Origin of the sequence: Streptomyces sp. NBC_00442 (assembly GCF_036014195.1) — a bacterium.
GTDB lineage: Bacteria > Actinomycetota > Actinomycetes > Streptomycetales > Streptomycetaceae > Streptomyces.
Genome location: NZ_CP107918.1, coordinates 5,080,050 through 5,101,504 on the forward strand (window position 1 = coordinate 5,080,050; position 21,455 = coordinate 5,101,504).

Annotated in this window: 17 protein-coding genes; 10 read left to right on the forward strand and 7 right to left on the reverse strand. The window is 73.2% G+C overall.

What is annotated here, in order from left to right:
- Positions 1-47: 47 nt before the first annotated feature.
- A complete protein-coding gene (locus OG432_RS22685; protein WP_328312786.1) occupies positions 48-3,098 on the reverse strand; it encodes a beta-N-acetylglucosaminidase domain-containing protein in 3,051 nt (1,016 codons plus the stop codon).
- Between the two features lie 125 nt (positions 3,099-3,223).
- Here OG432_RS22685 and OG432_RS22690 point away from each other — a divergent pair, with 125 nt between their 5' ends.
- The 3 genes from OG432_RS22690 (at position 3,224) to OG432_RS22700 (ending at position 5,898) form a co-directional block, all read left to right on the forward strand.
- A complete protein-coding gene (locus OG432_RS22690; protein ID WP_328312787.1) occupies positions 3,224-3,508 on the forward strand; it encodes a hypothetical protein in 285 nt (94 codons plus the stop codon).
- Between the two features lie 4 nt (positions 3,509-3,512).
- Positions 3,513-5,543 (forward strand): 4-alpha-glucanotransferase, encoded by a 2,031-nt coding sequence (gene malQ / locus OG432_RS22695; RefSeq protein WP_328312788.1) that lies wholly within the window; start codon positions 3,513-3,515, stop codon positions 5,541-5,543.
- A gap of 115 nt (positions 5,544-5,658) precedes the next feature.
- The gene (locus tag OG432_RS22700) at positions 5,659-5,898 is read left to right on the forward strand and encodes a hypothetical protein (RefSeq protein WP_328312789.1); all 240 of its coding nucleotides are present in this window, start codon (positions 5,659-5,661) and stop codon (positions 5,896-5,898) included.
- A gap of 97 nt (positions 5,899-5,995) precedes the next feature.
- On the opposite strand, the gene OG432_RS22705 is transcribed toward OG432_RS22700, so the two are convergent.
- The gene (locus OG432_RS22705) at positions 5,996-6,520 is read right to left on the reverse strand and encodes a MarR family winged helix-turn-helix transcriptional regulator (RefSeq protein WP_328312790.1); all 525 of its coding nucleotides are present in this window, start codon (positions 6,518-6,520) and stop codon (positions 5,996-5,998) included.
- A gap of 135 nt (positions 6,521-6,655) precedes the next feature.
- Between OG432_RS22705 and OG432_RS22710 the strand changes: the two genes are divergently transcribed.
- From OG432_RS22710 to OG432_RS22725, 4 genes are all read left to right on the forward strand, one after another.
- Positions 6,656-8,035: an MFS transporter gene (locus tag OG432_RS22710; RefSeq protein WP_328312791.1), complete on the forward strand. Its 1,380-nt coding sequence runs from the start codon at positions 6,656-6,658 to the stop codon at positions 8,033-8,035.
- Between the two features lie 267 nt (positions 8,036-8,302).
- Positions 8,303-9,310: an EamA family transporter gene (locus OG432_RS22715; protein ID WP_328312792.1), complete on the forward strand. Its 1,008-nt coding sequence runs from the start codon at positions 8,303-8,305 to the stop codon at positions 9,308-9,310.
- Positions 9,311-9,348: 38 nt separating this feature from the next.
- Positions 9,349-10,272 carry a DMT family transporter gene (locus OG432_RS22720; RefSeq protein WP_328312793.1) on the forward strand — a complete coding sequence of 308 codons (924 nt, stop codon included), beginning with the start codon at positions 9,349-9,351 and terminating at the stop codon, positions 10,270-10,272.
- Between the two features lie 34 nt (positions 10,273-10,306).
- Positions 10,307-11,209, forward strand: coding sequence for a LysR substrate-binding domain-containing protein (locus tag OG432_RS22725; RefSeq protein WP_328312794.1), 903 nt, complete (start codon positions 10,307-10,309; stop codon positions 11,207-11,209).
- A gap of 214 nt (positions 11,210-11,423) precedes the next feature.
- On the opposite strand, the gene OG432_RS22730 is transcribed toward OG432_RS22725, so the two are convergent.
- Positions 11,424-12,335 (reverse strand): aldo/keto reductase, encoded by a 912-nt coding sequence (locus tag OG432_RS22730; protein ID WP_328312795.1) that lies wholly within the window; start codon positions 12,333-12,335, stop codon positions 11,424-11,426.
- Between the two features lie 187 nt (positions 12,336-12,522).
- Between OG432_RS22730 and alc the strand changes: the two genes are divergently transcribed.
- The gene (gene alc, locus OG432_RS22735) at positions 12,523-13,671 is read left to right on the forward strand and encodes an allantoicase (protein WP_328312796.1); all 1,149 of its coding nucleotides are present in this window, start codon (positions 12,523-12,525) and stop codon (positions 13,669-13,671) included.
- A gap of 98 nt (positions 13,672-13,769) precedes the next feature.
- Here alc and OG432_RS22740 read toward each other — a convergent pair whose 3' ends face one another.
- Both OG432_RS22740 and OG432_RS22745 read right to left on the reverse strand, forming a co-directional pair.
- Complete coding sequence (locus OG432_RS22740) at positions 13,770-13,976, reverse strand: DUF397 domain-containing protein (protein ID WP_328312797.1); 207 nt, start codon at positions 13,974-13,976, stop codon at positions 13,770-13,772.
- Entirely contained in the window at positions 13,973-14,809 is an 837-nt protein-coding gene (locus OG432_RS22745) for a helix-turn-helix domain-containing protein (RefSeq protein ID WP_328312798.1), read from the reverse strand. The genes OG432_RS22740 and OG432_RS22745 overlap by 4 nt, the downstream gene beginning before the upstream one ends.
- A gap of 250 nt (positions 14,810-15,059) precedes the next feature.
- Between OG432_RS22745 and OG432_RS22750 the strand changes: the two genes are divergently transcribed.
- Positions 15,060-15,383: a hypothetical protein gene (locus OG432_RS22750; protein ID WP_328312799.1), complete on the forward strand. Its 324-nt coding sequence runs from the start codon at positions 15,060-15,062 to the stop codon at positions 15,381-15,383.
- A 160-nt stretch (positions 15,384-15,543) separates the two neighbouring features.
- Positions 15,544-16,737 (forward strand): methyltransferase domain-containing protein, encoded by a 1,194-nt coding sequence (locus OG432_RS22755; RefSeq protein ID WP_328312800.1) that lies wholly within the window; start codon positions 15,544-15,546, stop codon positions 16,735-16,737.
- Between the two features lie 148 nt (positions 16,738-16,885).
- On the opposite strand, the gene pepN is transcribed toward OG432_RS22755, so the two are convergent.
- Positions 16,886-19,459 carry an aminopeptidase N gene (pepN, locus tag OG432_RS22760; RefSeq protein ID WP_328312801.1) on the reverse strand — a complete coding sequence of 858 codons (2,574 nt, stop codon included), beginning with the start codon at positions 19,457-19,459 and terminating at the stop codon, positions 16,886-16,888.
- Positions 19,460-20,262: 803 nt separating this feature from the next.
- Positions 20,263-21,279 (reverse strand): aspartate-semialdehyde dehydrogenase, encoded by a 1,017-nt coding sequence (locus OG432_RS22765; protein ID WP_328312802.1) that lies wholly within the window; start codon positions 21,277-21,279, stop codon positions 20,263-20,265.
- Between the last annotated feature and the right edge of the window lie 176 nt (positions 21,280-21,455).

Consider the following 21,455-nt stretch of genomic DNA (forward strand, 5'->3'; position numbering starts at 1 on the left):
CCGGGGCGGTGCCCGGAGTGGTGGTGCGGGAGGCCTGCGCACGGGGGTCACCGTGGTGCGACGGCGTACGCCTCCACCGACCACAGCGAACAGCCCGCCGCCCCGGACGCCCGCCCTGCCTCCCGGATCTCGATCCGCAGGAAACGGGCGTCCCGCGCGTCCATCCGGACAGGCTCGCGCCCGCCCCTGCCCGTGTCCACGGCCGCCGCCGTACGCCAGCCGCGCCCGTCGGACGACACCCGCACCGCATAGTGCGCGGGGCCGGCGCCCTGCCACTGGAACACCACGAGGCCGACCCGGGCGGGCCCGGCGAGTTCGGCCTGCCACCACGGGGCGTCGGCGCCGGCCGGCGCCGACCAGCGGGTCGACGGGTCGCCGTCGGCGGCGGCGCGGGCCGAAGAGCCCGGGGCGGCGTCGCCCGACGAGGTCGCCTTCGAGCCCGCGATCAGGTCGGGGCCGCCGGTGCGCGGGCGGGCCCGCACGGTGAGCGTGACCTGTCGGCCCGCGAAGGACAGCGGCACCCGGTAGTCACCCGCCGGCGTGCCCGGAGCCACGCCCACCTCGACCGGCACGTCCCTGCGGGTGCCGCGGGCCACGGACAGCTCGTGCGGGAGCCGTACCGTGACGCCGTGCGGCGCCGGCGCCACGAGGGCGCCCCGCACCTCCCCGGGCCCCATCGCGGCGACCGAGGCGGTGACCCGCCTCGGGGCGCCGCCGATCTCGGCGTCCGCCGCGGCGGGCCCGACCGTCAGATGGGCCGGCGGATCGTCCGCGTACCAGGGCACGAGGCGCCGCACCCCGCTCGCCCCGCCCGCCACCCGCACCGCGTCGGCCCGTACGCCGTGGGCCGCGATCTGCGTCCAGCCGGAGGCGTCGAGCGCGCCCAGGGTGTGCCAGGCCCCGCCCGGGGTGCGCGCCTGGACCTCGCCCGTGGTGTTGGGCTGCGCCAGCACGGTGAGCGCCTCGACCGGGCGGGCCGCGGCGGTGCGGGCGCCGGGCGGTGCGGTGGCCGTGCCGCCCAGGGCGACGGTGACGGCGTCCGGTGACGTGGTGACGCCCACCGGCGGATGGTCCGCGCCCGTCCAGGCGTCCGCCTCGCGCGCCGCCCGGTCGAGGAACGCGTCCAGGACGCCCTCACCCACGGTGACCGGTGCGTCCGTGACCGCCGAGCGCAGCGGATCCAGGGCGAGCGAGGCCCGCCAGGCCCCCGCGCCGTCCCCCGCCGACTGGGCCTGCAACAGATCGACGGCTACCTCGCCGGCCCGCCCGTAGCGCGCCAACTGATCGAGCCACGGCGCGAGTTCACCGCCCAGGGCCGTGCCGGCGAGGCACCGCGGAGCCCCGCGCAGCACCGTGAACGCCGCCCTCAAGGCCCCGGCCGCACGATCGCGCGCCACCGTGTCCGGGCCCGCGCGGTAGGACCAGAACGCGGCGACGAGCGGACGCAGGTACGCCGACTCGGGGCCGCCGAGGACGGAGGACGCGTCGTTTCCGGCCACCGCCGCGAGCGCCTCGCGGACCCGCGCGTCGCCGCCCGCCAGATCGTCGATCGCGGCACGCCAGGAGTCCCGCGGCCGGTAGCCGCCCGGGTTCCACGCGAAGTCGGCGGCGGTGAACAGCGCGATGCGGGACGCCACGGGTTGCCGCATCGCGTTGGCCAGCAGGGCCGCCGAGCCCGACGCCACGGCCGGATCGCGTCCGGAGACCGGTCCGAGGAAGACCCGGCGCGGCGCCCAGTCGTTCACGGGATAGTTGTCCATCGTGACGAGCGGATGCCCCAACACGGCTGCGGTGCGGGCTAGTTGACGTCCCGTGATGGTGCGCGGCACGACGCCGACGCCGGTCCAGGCGACCTGGACGCCCGGCGCGAGCGCGGCCGCGAGTGCGCCTCGGTACGCGGTGTAGCCGTCCTGGTAGTACTCGGCCGGCAGCAGCGACAGGGGCTCGGCGCCGGGGTGTGCCGCGGCGAGGTGGGCGGCGACCGCGTTCGCGACCCGGGCGTGCGCCCGCGCCGCGGCCGCCGGACCCGAGCCGAACGCCTCCTCGTCCGCGCCGCAGTGCCACTCGCTGTAGGACACGTCCTGGAACTGCAGCTGGAACGCCCGCATCCCGAGCGCCCACATCGCGTCGAACTTGGCGTTCAGCGCCGCGACATCCGTGTCCGAGGACAGACAGAGCTCCTGGCCGGGCGCCACCGCCCACCCCGGCGTCACATGCGTGCGGGCGGCCCGGTCGGCGAGCGCCCTGAAGTCCGCGCGCCGCCCGGCAGGATAGGGATCGCGCCAGCGGGCCTGGCGGAACGGGTCGTCGCCCGCCGCGTACAGATAGCGGTTCTGCTTGGTGCGGCCCATGAAGTCGAGCTGGTCCAGGCGCTGCCGGAGGCTCCAGGACTCGCCGTAGAAGCCCTCCGTGACGCCGCGCACCGGCGTCGCGGGCCAGTCGCGCACCGCGACCCCGGGGACGCCGGAGCGCCCGCCGACCTCGCTGATCAGCTGCCGCAGCGTCTGGACGGCGTGGAAGAGGCCGTCCGCGCCCGTCCCGTCGAGCGCCACCGTGTCCCGGCCGTCCACCCGGCCCACCCCGACGCGGTACCCGCCGGCCGGCAGGCCGTCCCGTCCGGGCACCCCGAGCGCGCGCAGCGCGTCGTCGGCGCCGGCCCCGCCGACCCGCACCACCGGCCCGCGGCCCGGCAGCCCGCGCCGCGGGGCGCGCACCCCGGCCGCCTTCAGGACGTCCTCGGCGGCCCGCACGGCGTACGGATCGGCTCCGGGCCCCGCGAGGAGCACCGCGGCCCCGTCGAACACGGCGGCCGCCCCGCCGAACCGCACCGACCGCGGACGGGGCCACACGGTGGGGAGCGCCGGCACGTGGGGTGAGGCGCCGACGGCCGGATCCGCCGATACCGGTCCGGGGACGACGGACGCGGAAGCGGGCGCCGGGGTGGGCCCGCCGTCCGGTCCCGGGGCGGTGCGCGCCGCCGCCGTCGCGCCGGGCGGTCCGTACGGCGCGGCGCCGAGCAGCCCGCCGGACACGGCGATCGCCAGCGCTGCCGCGACCGCCCCGGCCCGCTTTCTCCCCCTCCCGCGAGCGAACCGCACGGCCACCGATCCCCCTCACCCGACGCTGAGTAACCGTCACTTGACACTGTGTGAGGAGTGAGCCCATCACCCGTCTGCCGCGGGTGTCAACGCGAGTGGCCGATGTGTCTGATATGCCTGGTGCGATGGACTCGGTACGAGCTTGTGCGCGACGGCACGTCTGGGGCGCCGCCCACTGGGTAGGGCATCTTCTGTCCCTGCCGCCCACCCCTCTGGAGGCCCCCGTGGTCGCCCTCGCCCCCGAGCCGCCGCTGACCAGCGAGCCCCCGATGGCCGACGCCGAGCCCCTGATCAGCGAACCTCCCATGGCGGAGGTCACCCCGCTGACCAGTGAGCCCACTCCGGTCGCCGCTCACCTGACCAGCGAGCCCGTCCCGGTCGCGGCCCTCGCCGCCGCCGCGGGGTTCTGAGGCAGTGACCCTGGCCCGGCTGGCCGCCCGGCACGGCGTCGCCACGTCGTACTCCCCGTCGCCGGACGTCACCGTAGAGGTGCCGGACGCCACGGTGGTCGCCGTCCTCGCCGCACTCGGCGTCGACGCCTCGACCCCGGCGGCGCTGAGCCGGGCCCTCGCCGACGCCGAAGCCGCCGATGCGGACCGGCTGCTGCCCCCCACGCTGGTGCGATGGGGCGGCGCGCCCGGCCCCGGCCTGCCCGACGGGCTGACGGTCATCGGCACCCCGATCGAGCAACTCCCGCTCGGCGTACACCGGTTGGACGTGCGCCACCGGGACGGGCGTACCGCGTCCGCGACGCTCATCGTCGCGCCCGCCGGTGTCCCGCAGCCTCCCGACCGCGTCCACGGCTTCCTCGTGCAGCTGTACTCCCTGCTCTCCACGCGCTCGTGGGGCATGGGCGACCTCGGCGACCTCGCGGAACTCGCCGGATGGTCGGCCCGCGCCTTCGGATCGGGCTTCGTGCAGGTCAACCCGCTGCACGCGGCGGTACGCGGCACCCCCACCGACCCGTCTCCCTACCGGCCCTCCTCGCGCCGCTTCCCCGACCCCGTGCACCTGCGCGTCGAGGACGTACCCGAATACGCGTACGCCACCGACCGCGCCGCGCTCGACGCGCTGTCCGACCGGGCGGCCACCCTGCGCGAACAGGTCCTCGACAAGGGGGAGTTGATCGATCGCGACGCCGTGTGGGAGCTCAAGCGGGAAGCCCTTGACCTCCTGTACCGGGTGCCGCTCGCGCCGGGCCGCCGCGCCGCCTACTGCGACTTCCTCGCCGAGCAGGGCCAGGCCCTCGAAGACCACGCCACGTGGTGCGCGCTCGCCGAACGGTACGGGCCCGAGTGGCGCCGCTGGCCCGCAGGGCTGCGCGACCCCGCCTCCGCGGCGACCGCCCGCGCCCGGCGTGAACTCATCGACCGCGTCCACTTCCACTCCTGGCTCGCCTGGCTGACCGACACCCAGCTCGCCGCCGCCCAGCGCGCCGCCCGCGAGGCGGGCATGCCGGTCGGCCTGGTCCACGACCTCGCCGTCGGAGTGCACCCCGACGGAGCCGACGCCTGGGCCCAGCAGGACGCCTTCGCGCCCGGCATGTCCGTGGGGGCGCCCCCCGACGCGTTCAACGCGCTCGGCCAGGACTGGGGGCTGCCGCCCTGGCGCCCCGACGTCCTGGCCGCCCGCGGCTACGCCCCCTACCGCGGCCTGCTCCAGGGCCTGCTGCGGCACGCGGGCGCCCTGCGCATCGACCACGTGATGGGCCTGTTCCGGCTGTGGTGGGTGCCCGCGGGCCACCCGCCCACCGACGGGACGTACGTCCACTACGACGCCGAGGCCATGCTCGCCGTCCTCGCCCTGGAGGCGCACCGCGCGGGCGCCGTCGTCGTGGGGGAGGACCTCGGCACGGTGGAGCCCGGCGTGCGCGAAGCCCTCGCCGCGCGCGGTGTGCTCGGCACGTCGGTCCTCTGGTTCGAGCGCGACTGGGCGGGCGACGGGCGCCCGCTGGCCCCCGAGTCCTGGCGGCCCGGCTGCCTGGCCACCGCCACCACCCACGACCTGCCGTCCACCGCGGCCCGCCTCACCGGCGAACACGTCGGGCTGCGCCACCGCCTGGGCCTGCTCACGAGCCCGCTGGCCCAGGAGCAGAGCGCCGCGCGCGCCGAGGTGGGGGAGTGGCTCGGCCACCTCGAACGGCTCGGGCTGCTGCCCGACGCCCCCGGCGACGAAGAGGCCGAGGTCCGGGCCGTCTACCGGTTCCTGCTGCGCACCCCGGCGCGGATGGTCGGGGTGTGGCTGCCCGACGCGGTCGGCGACCGAAGACCGCAGAACCTGCCCGGCACATGGGACCAGTACCCCAACTGGCGCCTCCCGGTGGCCGGCCCCGACGCCCGCCCCCTGACCCTGGAGGACCTCACGGCCTCGCCCCGGCTGCACGCCCTGATGCGGATCTTCCCGCGCGGGGGGCCGGGGGCCGCGAGCGGCGACGGCACGGGGTGACACCGGGCCGCGCCGCGCGGCTCCGGCATCCTCGCCGTACGCGCGCCCGCCCGCGCGGACCCCGTACGGCACCCCCGGGCGCGCGGTGCTCTCGGGCGTTCGCTACGTTTGCTCCGTGGACAAGAACAACGCCCTGCGCGCCGGCGCCGTAGCAGCCGGTACGACGCTGATGATGCTGCTCATGTCGTCCCCCGCGCTCGCGCTCACGCGCGACGACGGCGACGACCCGGGTCACGGCCTGAGCGTGATCGACACGATCGGTCTGTTCGTGCTCGCGCCCCTCGCGCTGTTCGCGATCATCGCCGGACTGGTGATGGTGCTGGACAAGTCCCGTAAGACGGCGAAGAAGGCGTAGCCCTTCGCGGAACACGCGTCCCCCGCGTCTCCCCCCATCCGGGAGGGACGCGGGGGCTTCCGTGCGTGCCCGCCCCCCACCTGGGGGCACCCACTCTTCAGTGTGCGGCCAGCAACTTCCGCAGCAGCACCGAGAGTTGAGCGGCCTCCGTTGCGTCGAGGGCGGAGGTCAGCACCTCGGTCTGGGCGGAGAGGCCCGCGGTCACCGACTCGTCCACCAGCTTCAGTCCGCGCTCCGTCAGTGTCACCCGCAGCCCGCGCCGGTCCGTGGGGTCGGGGCTGCGCGCGAGCAGGCCCGCCTTCTCCAGTTTGTCCAGGCGCCCCGTCATCCCGCCCGTCGTGAGCATCAGCGTCCCCGAGAGCTGGCGCGGTGACAGCGTGTACGGCTCGCCCGAGCGGCGCAGCGTCGCGATGACGTCGAACTCCCCGCGCCCGATGCCGAAGCGCGCGTACTCCTTGTCCATCCGGTCGCCCATCGCCCGCGCGATCCGGTAGATCCGCCCGTACACCGCCATCGGCAGGGTGTCGAGGTCGGGCCGGACCGCGCCCCACTGCTCGGTGATCGCGTCCACCGCGTCCGCGGATGTCGTGCTGCCGCTGGTGGCAGTCGTGGGGCCAGTCATGGGACCAGTATCCGGACCATCTCGGTCGGACGCAAGAAAGTTGCTTGACGGAAAGTAGCTTACGAGTAAGCTACTTTCAGCTAAGTCACTTGCCAAGCCGCTTACTGCCCTTTCGTGGCCGGAGACGGAGTTCCCATGCGTACGTACCGCAGTCGTGCCCGCACCCCACGCATAGCCGGGGAGCGGCGGATGCTCGTGGCCATGGCGGTCGACGCGACCGGCTCGGGGATGTACGTGCCGTTCAGCCTGGTCTTCTTCCACCACGTCACCGGGCTGCCGTTCGCCACGGTGGGCCTCGTGCTCACGGTCGTCGGACTGCTCGGGCTCGGCGCGCTGCCGCTCGCCGGGGCGGCCGTCGACCGGTACGGCGCCCGGCGCGTCCAGCTCCTGCTGTACGGGGTGCGCGGCACCGGCTTCCTGCTCTACCCCTTCGCCCACTCACTGCCCGCCTTCGCGGCCGTGGCGCTCGCCACCGCCTTCGGGGACCGCGCCTTCCCCGCGGTCCAGCAGTCCCTCGTCGGCGAGGTCGCCCAGGGCGCGGACCGGGACCGGTTGCAGGCCTCCTCGCGGGCCCTGCGCAACGGCGGCCTCGGGGCGGGCTCGCTGCTCGCCTCGCTCGTCGTCGGATTCGGCGGCGACGCCGGATTCACCGCCGCGGCCTGGCTGAACGCGGCCAGCTTCGCCCTCGCCGCGTGCCTGATGCGCGGCGTACGGCCCGAACGGCGGGGCACCGTGACGCCGACGGCGTCCGGCGCGTCCGGTGAGGGGCTCAGGGGGGCCGGCGCCACACGGCCCGCGGGCTACCGGCAGGTCTTCGCCGACCGGCCCTTCCTCGGGCTCACCGCCGTCAACTTCCTCAACGCGCTGGGGTATTCGGCCCTGTCGGTGCTCTTCCCGTTGTACATCACGACCTGGCTGCGCGGGCCGCAGGCCCTGACGGGCACCGCGTTCACGCTCAACACCGTGATGTGCGCGGCGGGCGGGGTCGTGGTCGGGGCCCGGGTCCGCTCGCGCGGGGCCAGGCGCACCCGCTCCGCCGCGCTCGGCTCGCTCCTGTTCGCCGCCGCGTTCGCCGCGCAGATCGTGCTCGGTACGTTCCGGCCCGGCTCGGGGATCGTGCTCGGCGGGGCGCTGCTGATCATCGTGGTGCTGTACACGCTGGGCGAGCTCGTCCACAGCCCGTCGGCCGGGGCGCTCTCGGTGGCGGCCGCGCCGGACGCGCTGCGCGGGCGGTACCTGGCGGCGTACCAGCTGTCCTGGTCGCTGGCCGCGGCGGTCGCGCCGTCGCTCTTCACCGGGCTGATGGCGGTGGACGGGCGGATGCCGTGGGTTGTTCTGGTGGTGACGTCCATGGTGGCGGCAGGTGGTCTGGTGCGGCTTGAGCGGAGGTTGCCGCGGCGAGCGGTGCATGTCCCCACCCCGGCCCTCCCCGCTGTGACACTCTGCGGCTCCGCCGCGTGGCCTCCGGGGGCTGAAGCCCCTGGGGCTCCGCCCCAGACCCCGGTTCGCGCCTGAAGGGCGCTTGTCCTCAATCTCCCCCAAGGCCTGAGGGTCAGGGGGGACCCCATGACGGGCCGGGGTCGCCCATGCCGCCCGGCACCGCGTAGTTGAGGGGCGCGGGGAACCGCGCGAGAAGCGAGCACGGTCCGCACACGAAAGCCGGGTTCAAGGGGCGCGGGGCTGTGACTTTGCGCGGCTCCGCCGCAGTGGGCGCGAGCGGCCACGCACGGTCCGAACGCGCCCTCGGCCCGCACCCACCCGCCCCCGAAAGGGACCCATTCCATGAACATGAAGCCGAACCTGAAGCTGAAGCCGCACCACCGCCTCACCACCCCCGCCCTCACCGCCCTCGCCCCCATCTCCTGGGGCTCCACCTACTTCGTCACCACTCAATTCCTCCCCGCCGACCGCCCGTTGTTCACCGGCATGATGCGCGCCCTGCCCGCCGGCATCGCTCTGGTGGGGCTCACCAGGCGGCTGCCGCGCGGCGCCTGGTGGTGGAAGTCAGCCGTGCTCGGCGCGCTCAACATCGGCGCGTTCTTCCCGCTCCTCTTCCTCTCCGCCTACCGGCTCCCCGGCGGAATGGCCGCCGTGATCGGGTCGGTCGGGCCGCTCTGGGTGGCCGGGCTGGCCGCCCTGTTCCTGGGCGAGAGGCCCACCCGGCGAACCCTGCTCACCGGCATCGCCGCGGCCCTCGGCGTCAGCCTGGTGGTCCTGAAGGCGGCCGGCGCCTTCGACGCGATCGGGGTGATCGCCGCACTCGGCTCCTCCGCCTCGATGTCCGCGGGGACGGTGTTCACCAAGCGGTGGGGGCGCCCCGAAGGTGCGGGGCCGCTGGTCCTGACCGGCTGGCAGCTCACCGCGGGCGGACTCCTCATCGCGCCCGTCGCCTTCCTCGCCGAAGGCGCCCCGCCCGCGCTCGACGCACGCAACCTCGCCGGATACCTCTACCTCGCCCTGGTGAACACGGCCGTCGCGTACTGGCTCTGGTTCCGCGGCATCGGCCGCATGACCGCGACCTCCGTCACCTTCCTCGGCCCGCTCTCCCCGCTCAGCGCCGCCGTCATCGGCTGGGCGGCCCTGGGTCAGGCCCTCGCCCCCGTACAGCTTCTCGGGATGGCGATCGCCGTCGCCGCCACCCTCGCCGGGCAGGCCACCCGGGCCGCGGCCGCTCCCCGGAAGCTCCCCTCCGGGGACCCCGCCCAGGATGCGACACCACCATTCAGTTCTGCTGAATATAATCGCCGTAAACTTTCGATGGACGTGACCGTTCCTGCGGTGCGACCTTAGGGGCACACCCCACCCCGCCGCCCCGAAACGGAGTCATCGTGACCGCCCTGGACCACGTCCGCAGCACACCGCGCACCACCGCGGCCGGGAAGGCGGGCGGAGCCTCCGGGCTCGGGCTCGCCCTCGCGGCCGTCGCGACGGTCGTCTGGTCCGGGAGCTTCGTCGCGAGCCGGGCGCTGCACGACTCGGTGCCGCCCGTCCAGGCCGCCTTCTGGCGCTGGCTGATCGCCATCGTCGCCGTCGCACCGTTCGCCGCCCGCGAGGCCTGGCGCCAACGCGCCCTGATCCGACGCCACTTGGGCTACCTCACGATCGCCTCACTGCTCGGCATCACCGTGTACAACACCCTCGTCAACCAGGCCGGCACCTCCACGTCGGCCGGCAACATGGGCATGATCATGGCCGCGTCGCCGGTCCTGATGGCCGTCCATGAACGCCTCACCGGCGGCCGGCTCGGTGCGCGGCGCACCGTCGGCCTGCTCGTCGCCGTCGCCGGCGTGCTGCTCCTGGTCAGCAAGGGCTCGCTCGATCTCGACCTCGCCCCAGGCGACCTCTGGATGGTCGCGGCCGCCCTCAGCTTCGCCTCGTACAGCGTGCTGCTGCGCCGCCGCCCGGCCGAACTCGGCTCCCTCACATTCCTGTTGACCACCTTCGTGCTCGGCGCGCTCATGCTCGCCCCGGCCTACGGCATCAGCCTCGCCGTCCAGGGCGGCTTCGCCGCGACGACCGCCACCGTCGGCCCGCTCGTCTATGTCGGGGTGCTCTCCTCGGCCGTCGCCTTCTTCGCCTGGAACAAGGCGATCTCCCTCATCGGCGCCGCCCGCGCCGGCGTCGTCTACTACCTCCAGCCGGTCTGTGTGGCCCTGCTGTCCTACCCCCTGCTCGGCGAGTCCATGGGCCCCGCGCAGCTGGTGTGCATGGCGCTCATCCTCGGCGGAGTGGTCCTGGGAAGCCGCAGGTGAGCCGCGCCGTGGCGGCGCCGGTATGTTGCGTCCCATGAGCGAGTGGGACATCAAGAAACTCCACATCCTGCGGACCCTGCGCGAGCAGGGCACCGTGACCGCGACCGCCGAGGTGCTGCTCATGACGCCCTCGGCGGTCTCGCAGCAGCTGTCCAACCTCGCCAAGCAGCTCGGCGTGCCCCTGCTCGAAGCGCACGGCCGCCGCGTCCGCCTCACCGACGCCGCCCACCTCGTGCTGCGCCATGCCGAAGCAGTCTTCGCCCAACTGGAGCGTGCGGACGCCGAGTTGGCGGGCTATCTGCAGGGCGAGGCGGGGGAGGTGCGGGTCGGGGCGTTCTCGACCGCGGTGCCCGCCCTCGTCGTCCCCGCCGTGCAGCAGCTGCGCCGCAGCCATCCCGCCCTTGAGGTACGGGTACGGGAGGCCGAGGCGGCCGAGGCGTACGAGCTGCTCTCGGCCGGGTCGGTGGATCTCGCCCTGTCGCTCGCGGCCCACGCGCCGAGCGCCCGCGACCCCAAGTTCGCCCTCCTGCCCCTGCTCACCGACCCGCTGGACGTGGCCCTGCCCGCCGGGCACCCGCTCGCCGCCGAACCGGGCCTGCGCCTCGCCGACCTGGCGCACGAGGCATGGATCTTCGGCGGCAGCGGTCCCTGGTCGGAGATCACCACCGCGGCCTGCGAGGCGGCCGGATTCGTCCCGGAGCAGGCGCACAGCGCGGCCGGATGGACCGCGATCCTGGCCATGGTGGAGGCCGGGATGGGGGTGGCGCTCGTGCCTCGCATGGCGGCGGCGGACCGTCGCGGGGGCGTTGTCACGCGGGTGCTCAGTGCGGATCAGCCGCGGCGGCATGTGGTGGCGGCGGTGCGGCGGGGTGCGGAGGGGGGGCCGGCTCTGGCGCGCGTGCTGGGCGCGCTGCGGGATGTGGCCGCCGACGCGTAGGCGCTCCGCGGGGGGGTGGACCTTCAAGACCGGGCCACCCGCGCAGTGCCCCGCGCCCCTGGGAACCCCGCTTTCGTCTGCGGACCGTGCTCGCTTCTCGCGCAGTTCCCCGCGCCCCTAACGGGGCTCGGTAGAGGCCACCTCAGCCTGTCATGGAGGTCCCCCCCTGGCCCTTGAGGCCTTGGGGGCCCCGGCGTTTGCGTGCGGGTCGTCCCTACGGGTGGTGCGTGTCGAGGCGGGTCAGCTCGCCTGGCGTGAGCCGGAGCGCGCCCGCCGCCACGTTGTCGGCGAGGTGGGCCACGTCCCCGGTGCCGGGGATGGCCAGGACGTGCGGCCCCCGGTGCAGCGTCCACGCGAGACGGATCCGCGCCGCGCTCACCCCGCGCTCCCGCGCGACCGCCAGCACCTGCTCGCTCTCCGCGCTCTGCGCCCCACCCGCGCCCGCCTCGCGCCCCGCACCCGCGATCGCGTAGAACGGCACGAACGCGATGCCCCGCTCGCCGCACAGCCGCAGCATGTCCTCCTGCTCGGCGGACGCGCCGATGCCGTACGGATTCTGTACGCAGACGACCGGCGCGATGGCCAGCGCCTCGTCGAGGTGGGCAGGGCCCACGTTGGACAGGCCCAGGTGGCGGATGAGCCCGGCCTCGCGCAGCTCGGCAAGCGCACCGAAGCGCTCGGCGACCGAATCGGGCCCGACGACACGGAGGTTCACCACGTCCAGGTGGTCCCGGCCGAGCTGGCGCAGGTTCTCCTCGACCTGCCCGCGCAGCGCCCGCGGCGTCCTGGCGTGCTCACCCCACTCTCCCGAGGGCACGCGCGCGGGCCCGACCTTGGTGGTGATGACGAGCCCTTCGGCGTACGGGGCGAGCGCCCGGTTGATCAGCTCGTTCGAGGAACGCAGCGGGGAGAAATAGAACGCCGCCGTGTCGATGTGGTTCACGCCGAGCTCAACCGCCTTGCGCAGAACGGCGATTGCTTCCTCGCGGTCCCGGGGGACGGCGTCGGCGCGCAGAGCCGCGCCCCGCTGCGGCAGCCGCATCGTGCCGAAGCCGATCCGGTTGACGTCGAGGTCGCCGAGCTTCCAGGTGCCGGCGTCCGCCGCGTTGATCTTCTCCGCATTCATGCCGGGAGTATGGCAACGGCCGCGGGCCGTTCCGGGAAGTGGCCACAAGTGGCCAGACGGCCGCCCGGACGAGAGCCACCCGCCCGAGCCGACCGAATCAACCGCGGTCGAACCGTTCAGTAATCGCGAAAGGACTGTGCGGAAACATTCGATGGACGTGAGCTGTCGAGTGGCGGAGAGTCAAGACATGACTTCCGCCACCGAGAACCTCGCCCACGCATCCGAAGCGGACCCGCACGCCAACGACGCCGCGCCCTACGGCGGCGGCGACCCGTACGCCGACTACCGCTCGGGGGAGTTCTCCTTCACCGAGCTCGTCGACCTCGCGGACCGCAGGCTCGGCGCCGGAGTCATCGCCGCCAACGACGAGTTCTTCGCCGAACGCGAGAACCTCCTCGTCCGTGAGCGTGCCGTCTTCGACCCGGAGCACTTCGGGCACAAGGGCAAGATCATGGACGGCTGGGAGACCCGCCGTCGCCGCGGGGCCGACGCCGACCACGTCTTCCCCGCGCCCGGGGACCACGACTGGGCGCTCGTACGCCTCGGCGCGCCCGGCGTGATCAAGGGCATCGTCGTCGACACGGCGCACTTCCGCGGCAACTACCCGCAGCGGATCTCCATACAGGCCACGGCCGTCGAGGGCTCGCCCAGCCCCGAGCGGCTCCTCGCGGACGACGTGAAGTGGGACGAGATCGTCGCGCCGACGCCGGTGCGCGGCCACGCGGAGAACGGCTTCGAGATCACCACCGGCCGCCGCTACACCCACATCCGGCTCTGCCAGCACCCCGACGGCGGCGTCGCCCGCCTGCGTGTGCACGGCGAGGTCGTACCGGACCCGGAGTGGCTCGACACGCTCGGCACGATCGACCTCGTCGCGGTCGTCAACGGCGGTTCGTACGAGGATGCTTCGGACAAGTTCTACTCCTCGCCGACGCAGATCATCCTGCCCGGCACCTCCCGCAAGATGGACGACGGCTGGGAGAACCGCCGTCGCCGTGTCCGCGACACCAATGACTGGGTGCGCTTCCGGCTGGTCGCACAGGGGGCGATCAGGGCGGTCGAGATCGACACGGCGTACCTGAAGGGGAACTCGGCGGGCTGGATCGCGCTGAGCGGGCGCAACGGCGAGACGGGGGAGTGGTTCGAGATCATCCCGCGTACGCGTCTTCAGCCCGACACCCTGCACCGGTTCCGCCTCCCGGCCCAGGCGGTGGCGACCCATGTCCGTCTGGACGCGTTCCCCGACGGCGGGGTGGCCCGGATGCGGCTGCACGGCTCCCTCACGACCGAGGGTGCGGCCGAACTGCGCCGCCGCTACACGGAGTTGACCGGCTGACCTCGGTCCCTCCCCCTCCACCCCCGCCCGGCGGAACGGTTGCGCATCGACGCCCGTCCGCCGGGCGGCTTCCATGGGGGGGCCACACGCTCACCCCGTTACGCGCCGGCCCGCTTGGCGAAGTCCACGAGGCCGAGGAACGCGCCCGGGGTGAGGCGCAGGGTCGGGCCGTTGGGGTTCTTGCTGTCCCGGACGGGGACGACGCCGTGGCCGGCGAGGGCCAGGTTGGTGGCGACCTGTATGCACTGGCCGCCGTTGTCGCTGTACGAGGATGTGAACCAACGGGGGGAGGGTTCGGGTGTCACGGGGTGCCCCTTCGTATCTCGCTGATCATGGCCACGGACGCCGCTTGGGAGAGTGACTCCGCCTGTAGTTGATGGTAAGTGCGCAGCATGGGGAGAACCGCAGTGGATTCCCGCTCCAGGTGGCCTCGTTGGGACGACTCCGCGTACGACATGAGCGAGCGGTCGGCGCTCGTCAGCACGGTGACGGGCAGGTTGAACGGTCGGCGTTCTCCCATGCTGAACGGCGCGACTTGAAGGACGGTGTTCGGGAGCTCGGCAAAGCTCAACAACCGCTCGCACTGGGCATCCATGACAGCGGCACCGCCGACAGGCCTGCGTAGGCAACTCTCGTCCAGCACCACGAAGACCATCGGTGGTGGCGTCCTGGCGATCGCCGCTTGGCGTTCGGCGACGAGCTCCATGCGTTCCGCTGCCTGTTCGGGCGTGATGGCGCCCCGTTTTACGGCGCTCCCCGCGAGGACGGCCGCGTACTCAGGTGTCTGTAGCAGGCCGGGGACGATGCCCACCTCGTACAGACGGATCTCCGCCGCCCGGCTCTCGTGGCCCACGTACTCCGGGAACCCCTCCAGGAGCGAGCCGTGCCGGATCTCGCGCCAGTCGCGCTCGAACGTGTCGAGGGCGCCCACGAGGCCGAAGGCGACGTCGGCCCTGCGCGAGAAGCGCAGAGTTGGCATCTTGCGGCCGGTTTCGACGGCCGACACGTGCGTACCGGAGTACCCCATCTGTTCGCCGAGGTCCTCCTGCTTCCAGCCGCGTGCCTCCCGCGCGCTGCGCAGACGCGCCCCGAACGCGGCTTGAGGACTGGCGTCGGGCTGCAACTCCTTGCGGTTCACCGGGACTTCACCAACCTTCCGTGCGTGTTTGCCACGTTGATTGGTTCCCGACCCTAGGACACGCTGATGGCTCCTGGTAGTGAAACCACTACAGAGAGGAGTGATCGACTCATGGCTCAGCCCCTTCCTCCGCACCCATCACACCCTTCGCATCCGTCGCACCCCGCCGGCCCGCTCGACGCTGTTCCCGTGTCCGGCTGTGACACCTGCGGGGCGGCGAGCCGGGCGCGGGCGCGCGCCCACATGGCGGGTGACGCCGACGGTGTGGCGCGGGCCAGTTGGCGCCTTCGGTGTCACCCGCACGACCGCGACGACGCGTGCTGAGCGCAAGGGCGTCGTGCTGAACCCGGCCGCCGTGCGAGCCACGGACTTCATGAGGCCCCGGCCGGGTCCGATCGACCCGCGCTCCTGCCCGGCCTGCGCGTTGGTCAAGTCGATCGCCATCGAGGCGGCCGAGACCAGCGACCGGGAACTGGCGGTCCAATGGGTCGAACTCGCCTCGACGCACGCCCGGTTGGGGCACCCCCGGGATCCCCGGGTGGCCCCATCGGATCCCGCGGTGAAACCCCTGTAGATCCCTGTAGATCATTGTCATGGCAGAGGAGAACAGCATGAGTGCCACACTGGCCAAGGGCGGCGACAAGCTCCCCGGTACGCCGTACCCCGGTCCGCATCAGCCCCCAACTCCCGATGGGGGACCGGGAGTTCCGAACCCGCCGAAGGCCGGCTGACCGATGAACCCCGACGCACAGCAGGAGCGCCCCAGCCGTACCGGGCTGGGGCGCGCCCTCATGTCCGGCGGCGTGCTCACCTCGGACTGGGCGCCCTCCTTCGCCGCCGTTCCGCGCGCGGCCTTCCTGCCCGACCTCGTCTGGCCCTTCGACATGGAGACGGGGCGGAGCGTCGCCGTCTCCCGGGCGGAGGAACCGGACCGCTGGTATCAGTACGCCGACGCCGACGGGCCGATCGTCACGCAGTGGGACGACGGTGCTCACGTCGGCCGTGGGCCCGGACGTGCCGCGACGAGCTCGGCATCCATGCCCAGCGTCGTGTTCTCCATGCTCCGGGACCTGGACGTGCGGCCCGGGAACCGGGTGCTGGAGATCGGTACCGGCACCGGATGGAACGCGGCGCTGCTCGCCCATCGGCTGGGCGCCGTGAACGTCGTGACCGTCGAGGTGGACGCCGCCGTCGCGGCGGCCGCACGAGCCGCCCTGGCACGCTTCGGCATGGCTGGGGTTCGCGTGGTCCACGGTGACGGATTCAAGGGGTGCCCGCAAGGGGCGCGCTACGACCGCACCGTGGCCACCTGCGGGCTTCGGTCCGTCCCCTACGCGTGGGTGGAACAGTCCGTGCCCGGCGGGATCATCGTCGCCCCCTGGGGAACGCACTTCGGCAACGGGGATGCCGTCGCCCGCCTGGTCGTCGCCGACGACGGGGAGAGCGCCTCGGGGACGTTCACGGGGCCGGTCGAGTTCATGAAGCTCCGCGAGCAACGCCGGCCCGACGTGTCCCACTCCTCGTACGTTCCGCACGGTGTCGTCGACGGCGACGAGTCGGTCACCGCGATCACGGAGGAACACTTTGCGCGGGGACCGTTCAGTCCGCAGGACTTCGCCGTCGGCCTGTGCGTACGGGACTGTGTGCGGACGGTCGCCGAGAAGGACGAGGGAGCGCGGGCCGTCTGGTTCTACGCGTTGTCGGGCTGCCGCTCCTGGGCGTGCGTCCAGTTCCGGGACGGTGGCGGCACGCGCGTCTGGCAGTCGGGGCCCCGCCGGCTGTGGGACGAGGTGGAAACCGCTCTGCGATGGTGGGACGGGCAGGGGCGCCCCGGGTTCGACCGGTTCGGGCTGACCGTGGACGGCGCGGGAGAGCGGGCCTGGCTGGACACGCCCGGCCATCCCCTACCGGACGTGGCGGCCGGGTGACGCCGGCGGCGGGAGGCCGCGGCGCGGGGGACGGGCTGGCCGGGGTAGGGCGCGGGCCGGGGCAGGGGGACGGCGCCCCCTGCCCCTTTCCGTAACGCGGACTCCCGTACGCGGACTCCCGTACGCGGACTCCCGTACGCGGACTGCCTTACGCGGACTGCGCGTCGGCCGCCCTCGCCCGCAGGGCGCGCTCGATGCCCGAGCGGGACTCCGACATCAGGCGGCGCAGGGACGCGTTCGGCGCGGCCGAGGCGAGCCAGGCGTCCGTGGTGTCCAGGGTCTCCTGGGAGACCTGGAGCGCCGGGTACAGGCCCACCGCGATCTGCTGGGCGATCTCGTTGGAGCGGGACTCCCACAGGCCCTTGACCACCTCGAAGTACGACGAGGTGTACGGGGCGAGGAGCTCGCGCTGGTCGGTCTGGACGAAGCCGGCGATGACCGCCTCCTGGACCGCGTTCGGGAGCGTGTTGCTCTCGACGACCGACTCCCACGCCTCGGCCTTCGCCTCCGGCGTCGGCCGTGCGGCCCGCGCCGTCGCCGCGTGGCGCTCGCCCGCCGCCGTCTTGTCGCGCTCCAGCTCCGCCGCGATCTCCGCCTCGTCCAGGATGCCGGTCGCGGCGAGCCGCTCCACGAACGCCCAGCGCAGCTCGGTGTCGACGGTCAGGCCCTCGATGACCTCCGCGCCCGTCAACAGGGCCTGGAGCAGGTCGAGTTGCTGCGGGGTGCGGGCGGTCGCCGCGAAGGCGCGGGCCCACGCGAGCTGGTGGTCGCTGCCGGGCTCGGCGGTCCGCAGGTGCGCCAGCGTCGCCTCGGTCCACTGGGTCAGACCCGTGTCACGCCACTCGGGCGCCGCGTACAGGTCGATGGCCAGCTTCACCTGGCGGTGCAGGGACTGCACCACACCGATGTCGGACTCCTTGGTGACACCCGACAGGACCAGCGCCAGGTAGTCGCGCGTGGACAGTTCGCCGTCGCGGGTCATGTCCCACGCCGACGCCCAGCACAGGGCGCGCGGCAGGGACTCCGTGAAGTCGCCCAGGTGCTCGGTGACGACGCGCAGGGACTCCTCGTCGAGACGGACCTTCGCGTAGGACAGGTCGTCGTCGTTGAGCAGCACGACCGCGGGGCGTGCCTTGCCCACCAGGGCGTCCACGGCGGTGAGTTCACCGTCGATGTCCAGCTCGATGCGGTCGGAACGCACCAGCTTGCCCGCCGCGTCGAGGTCGTACAGGCCGATCGCGATGCGGTGCGGGCGCAGGGTGGAGGTGCCCTTCGCGCCGGCCGGCAGCGCCGGGGCCTCCTGGCGGACGGCGAAGGAGGTGACGACGCCGGAGTCGTCCACCGCGATCTCGGGGCGCAGGATGTTGATGCCGGCCGTCTCCAGCCACGCCTTCGACCAGGTCTTCAGGTCGCGGCCCGAGGTCTTCTCCAGCGCGCCGAGCAGGTCGGGAAGGCGCGTGTTGCCGAAGGCGTGCGCCTTGAAGTAGGCCTGCACGCCCTGGAAGAACTCGTCCATGCCGACGTAGGCGACGAGCTGCTTGAGGACCGAGGCACCCTTGGCGTACGTGATGCCGTCGAAGTTGACCAGGACGTCGTCGAGGTCGTTGATCTCGGCCATGATCGGGTGCGTGGACGGCAGCTGGTCCTGGCGATAGGCCCAGGTCTTCTCGGAGTTCGCGAACGTGGTCCACGCGTTCGGCCACTTCGAGCCCGGCGCGTGGGCCTGGCAGGCGACCGAGGTGTAGGTGGCGAACGACTCGTTCAGCCACAGGTCGTTCCACCACTCCATGGTCACGAGGTCGCCGAACCACATGTGGGCCAGCTCGTGCAGGATGGTCTCGGCGCGGCGCTCGTACGCGGCGTCCGTCACCTTGGAGCGGAACACGTACTGGTCGCGGATGGTGACCGCGCCCGCGTTCTCCATCGCGCCCGCGTTGAACTCCGGCACGAAGAGCTGGTCGTACTTGGCGAACGGGTAGGCGTAGTCGAACTTCTCCTGGAACCAGTCGAAGCCCTGCCGGGTGACCTCGAAGATGTCGTCCGCGTCGAGGAACTCGGCGAGCGAGGGGCGGCAGTAGACGGCCAGCGGCACGGTCTGGCCGTGCGGGCCCTCGTAGGAGGAGTGCACCGCGTGGTACGGGCCCACGATCAGCGCGGTGATGTACGAGGAGATGCGCGGCGTGGGCTCGAAGACCCAGAGGTCGTCCTTGGGCTCCGGGGTCGGCGAGTTGGAGACCACCGTCCAGCCGCTCGGTGCCTTCACGGTGAACTGGAAGGTCGCCTTCAGGTCGGGCTGCTCGAACGAGGCGAAGACGCGGCGGGCGTCGGGGACCTCGAACTGCGTGTACAAATAGGCCTGTTGGTCCACCGGGTCCACGAAGCGGTGCAGGCCCTCGCCGGTGTTGGTGTAGGCGCAGTCGGCCACCACCTTGAGCTCGTTGCGGCCCGCCGTCAGCCCGGTCAGGGCGATCCGCGAGTCGGCGAACACGGCGGCCGCGTCCAGGGCGGCGCCGTTCAGGACGACCTCGTGCACGGTCGGTGCGACCAGGTCGATGAAGGTCTCCGCCCCGGCCTCGGCGGCATCGAAGCGCACGGTGGTGGCGGAACGATAGGTTCCGCCCTCTTGTGCGCCGCTCAGGTCGAGCTCGATCTCGTACGAGTCAACGGTGAGCAGGGCCGCGCGCCGCTGCGCCTCTTCACGGGTCAGATTCGTGCCAGGCACCCGGTCATCTCCTTCAGATGCTTCAGTTCCATCAGATCGTGACGTTCCGGCCATCCTTGCACGCGGATTGCGGGCAGCGCGATGGCCGTTTTTGGCGGGTGAACGAGCGCCGTCCAGACGCGACGAAGGCCCGGGGCCGACCCCCGGGGACCCGCCCGCGCGGTTCCCCGCGCCCCGGACTGCTCGATGCCGGGCGGCCTGCGCATCTCCAGCCCGTCCGGCTCCGCCCCCGCGTTCGTCCGCGGACCGTGCCCGCGTCTCGCGCGGTTCCCCGCGCCCCTGACCTACTCGGCGCCGGCCGGCATGGGCATCTTCAGCCTGTCCGGCTCCGCCCCGCGTTCGTCTGCGGACCGTGCCCGCTTGCTCGCGCGGTTCCCCGCGCCCCTAGTGGGGCACCCGGTGTGGGGTGGTGGCGCTCACCGTGGCGGAGTCGCGCACGTGTCACGGCTCCGGGCCCCTGACCTACTCGGTGCCGGCCGGCATGGGCATCTTCAGCCTGTCCGGCTCCGCCCCGCGTTCGTCTGCGGACCGTGCCCGCTTGCTCGCGCGGTTCCCCGCGCCCCTAGTGGGGCACCCGGTGTGGGGTGGTGGCGCTCACCGTGGCGGCGCCGCGCACGTGTCACGGCTCCGCGCCCCTGACCTACTCGGCGCCGGCCCGCATGGGCATCTTCAGCCTGTCCGGCGTTTGAGGACGAGCGCCCTTCAGGCGCGATCGGGGTCTGGGGCGGAGCCCCAGGGGGCTGGGCCCACCCGGCCCCGCCGCACGGGCGGGTGGGCGGGTGGGAAGACGGGCGAAAGGGGGGTCAGGCCTTCAGCTCGGCTGCGACCAGTTCCGCGATCTGGACGGCGTTGAGCGCAGCGCCCTTGCGGAGGTTGTCGTTGGAGACGAAGAGCGCGAGACCGTTCTCCACGGTCTCGTCGACCCGGATGCGGCCCACGTACGAGGCGTCCTTGCCCGCCGCCTGGAGCGGCGTCGGGATCTCGGAGAGCTCGACGCCGGGCGCGTCCTTGAGGAGCTCGTACGCGCGCTCCACGCCGAGCGGACGCTCGAAGCGGGCGTTGAGCTGGAGCGAGTGGCCCGAGAAGACCGGCACGCGGACACAGGTGCCGGACACCTTGAGCTCCGGGATCTCCAGGATCTTGCGGGACTCGTTGCGCAGCTTCTGCTCCTCGTCCGTCTCGAAGGAGCCGTCGTCGACGATGCTGCCCGCGAGCGGGAGCACGTTGAAGGCGATGGGCCGCTTGTAGACGGCGGGCTCGGGGAACTCGACGGCCTCGCCGTCGAAGGTCAGCCGGTCCGCTTCGGCCGCCACCTTCTGCGTCTGGGTGTACAGCTCGGCCACGCCCGCCAGGCCCGAGCCGGAGACGGCCTGGTAGGTGGTGGCGACCAGCGCGGTGAGGCCGGCCTCGGCGTGCAGCGCGCGCAGGACCGGCATCGCGGCCATCGTGGTGCAGTTCGGGTTGGCGATGATGCCCTTGGGGCGGTTGCGGACCGCGTGCGGGTTGACCTCGGAGACCACGAGGGGCACCTCGGGGTGGCCGCGCCAGGCGGAGGAGTTGTCGATCACGACGGGGCCCTGCGAAGCGACCTTCTCGGCCAGGGCGCGCGAGGTGGCGCCGCCCGCCGAGAACAGCACGATGTCCAGGTTCGAGTAGTCGGCGGTGGACGCGTCCTCGACGGTCACGCCGTCCAGGACCGTGCCCGCGGAGCGCGCGGAGGCGAACAGACGCAGCTCGTCGATGGGGAAGGCCCGCTCGACGAGGATCCTGCGCATGACTGAGCCGACCTGCCCGGTGGCTCCGACGATTCCGACCCTCACGGTGACTCCTTTGTTGCTCACGTGCAGCTCACGTGGTCTTCGAACGACTCCGGCACACCCATGATGCGTCGGCGCCCGGCGGACTTGTCCAATCCATTGTCCGGGGTGTGGGACACCTGCCCACTTGTGACAAGTCCATGGCATCCGTGTTGCATCCGCCCCGAAATGCCCCACGG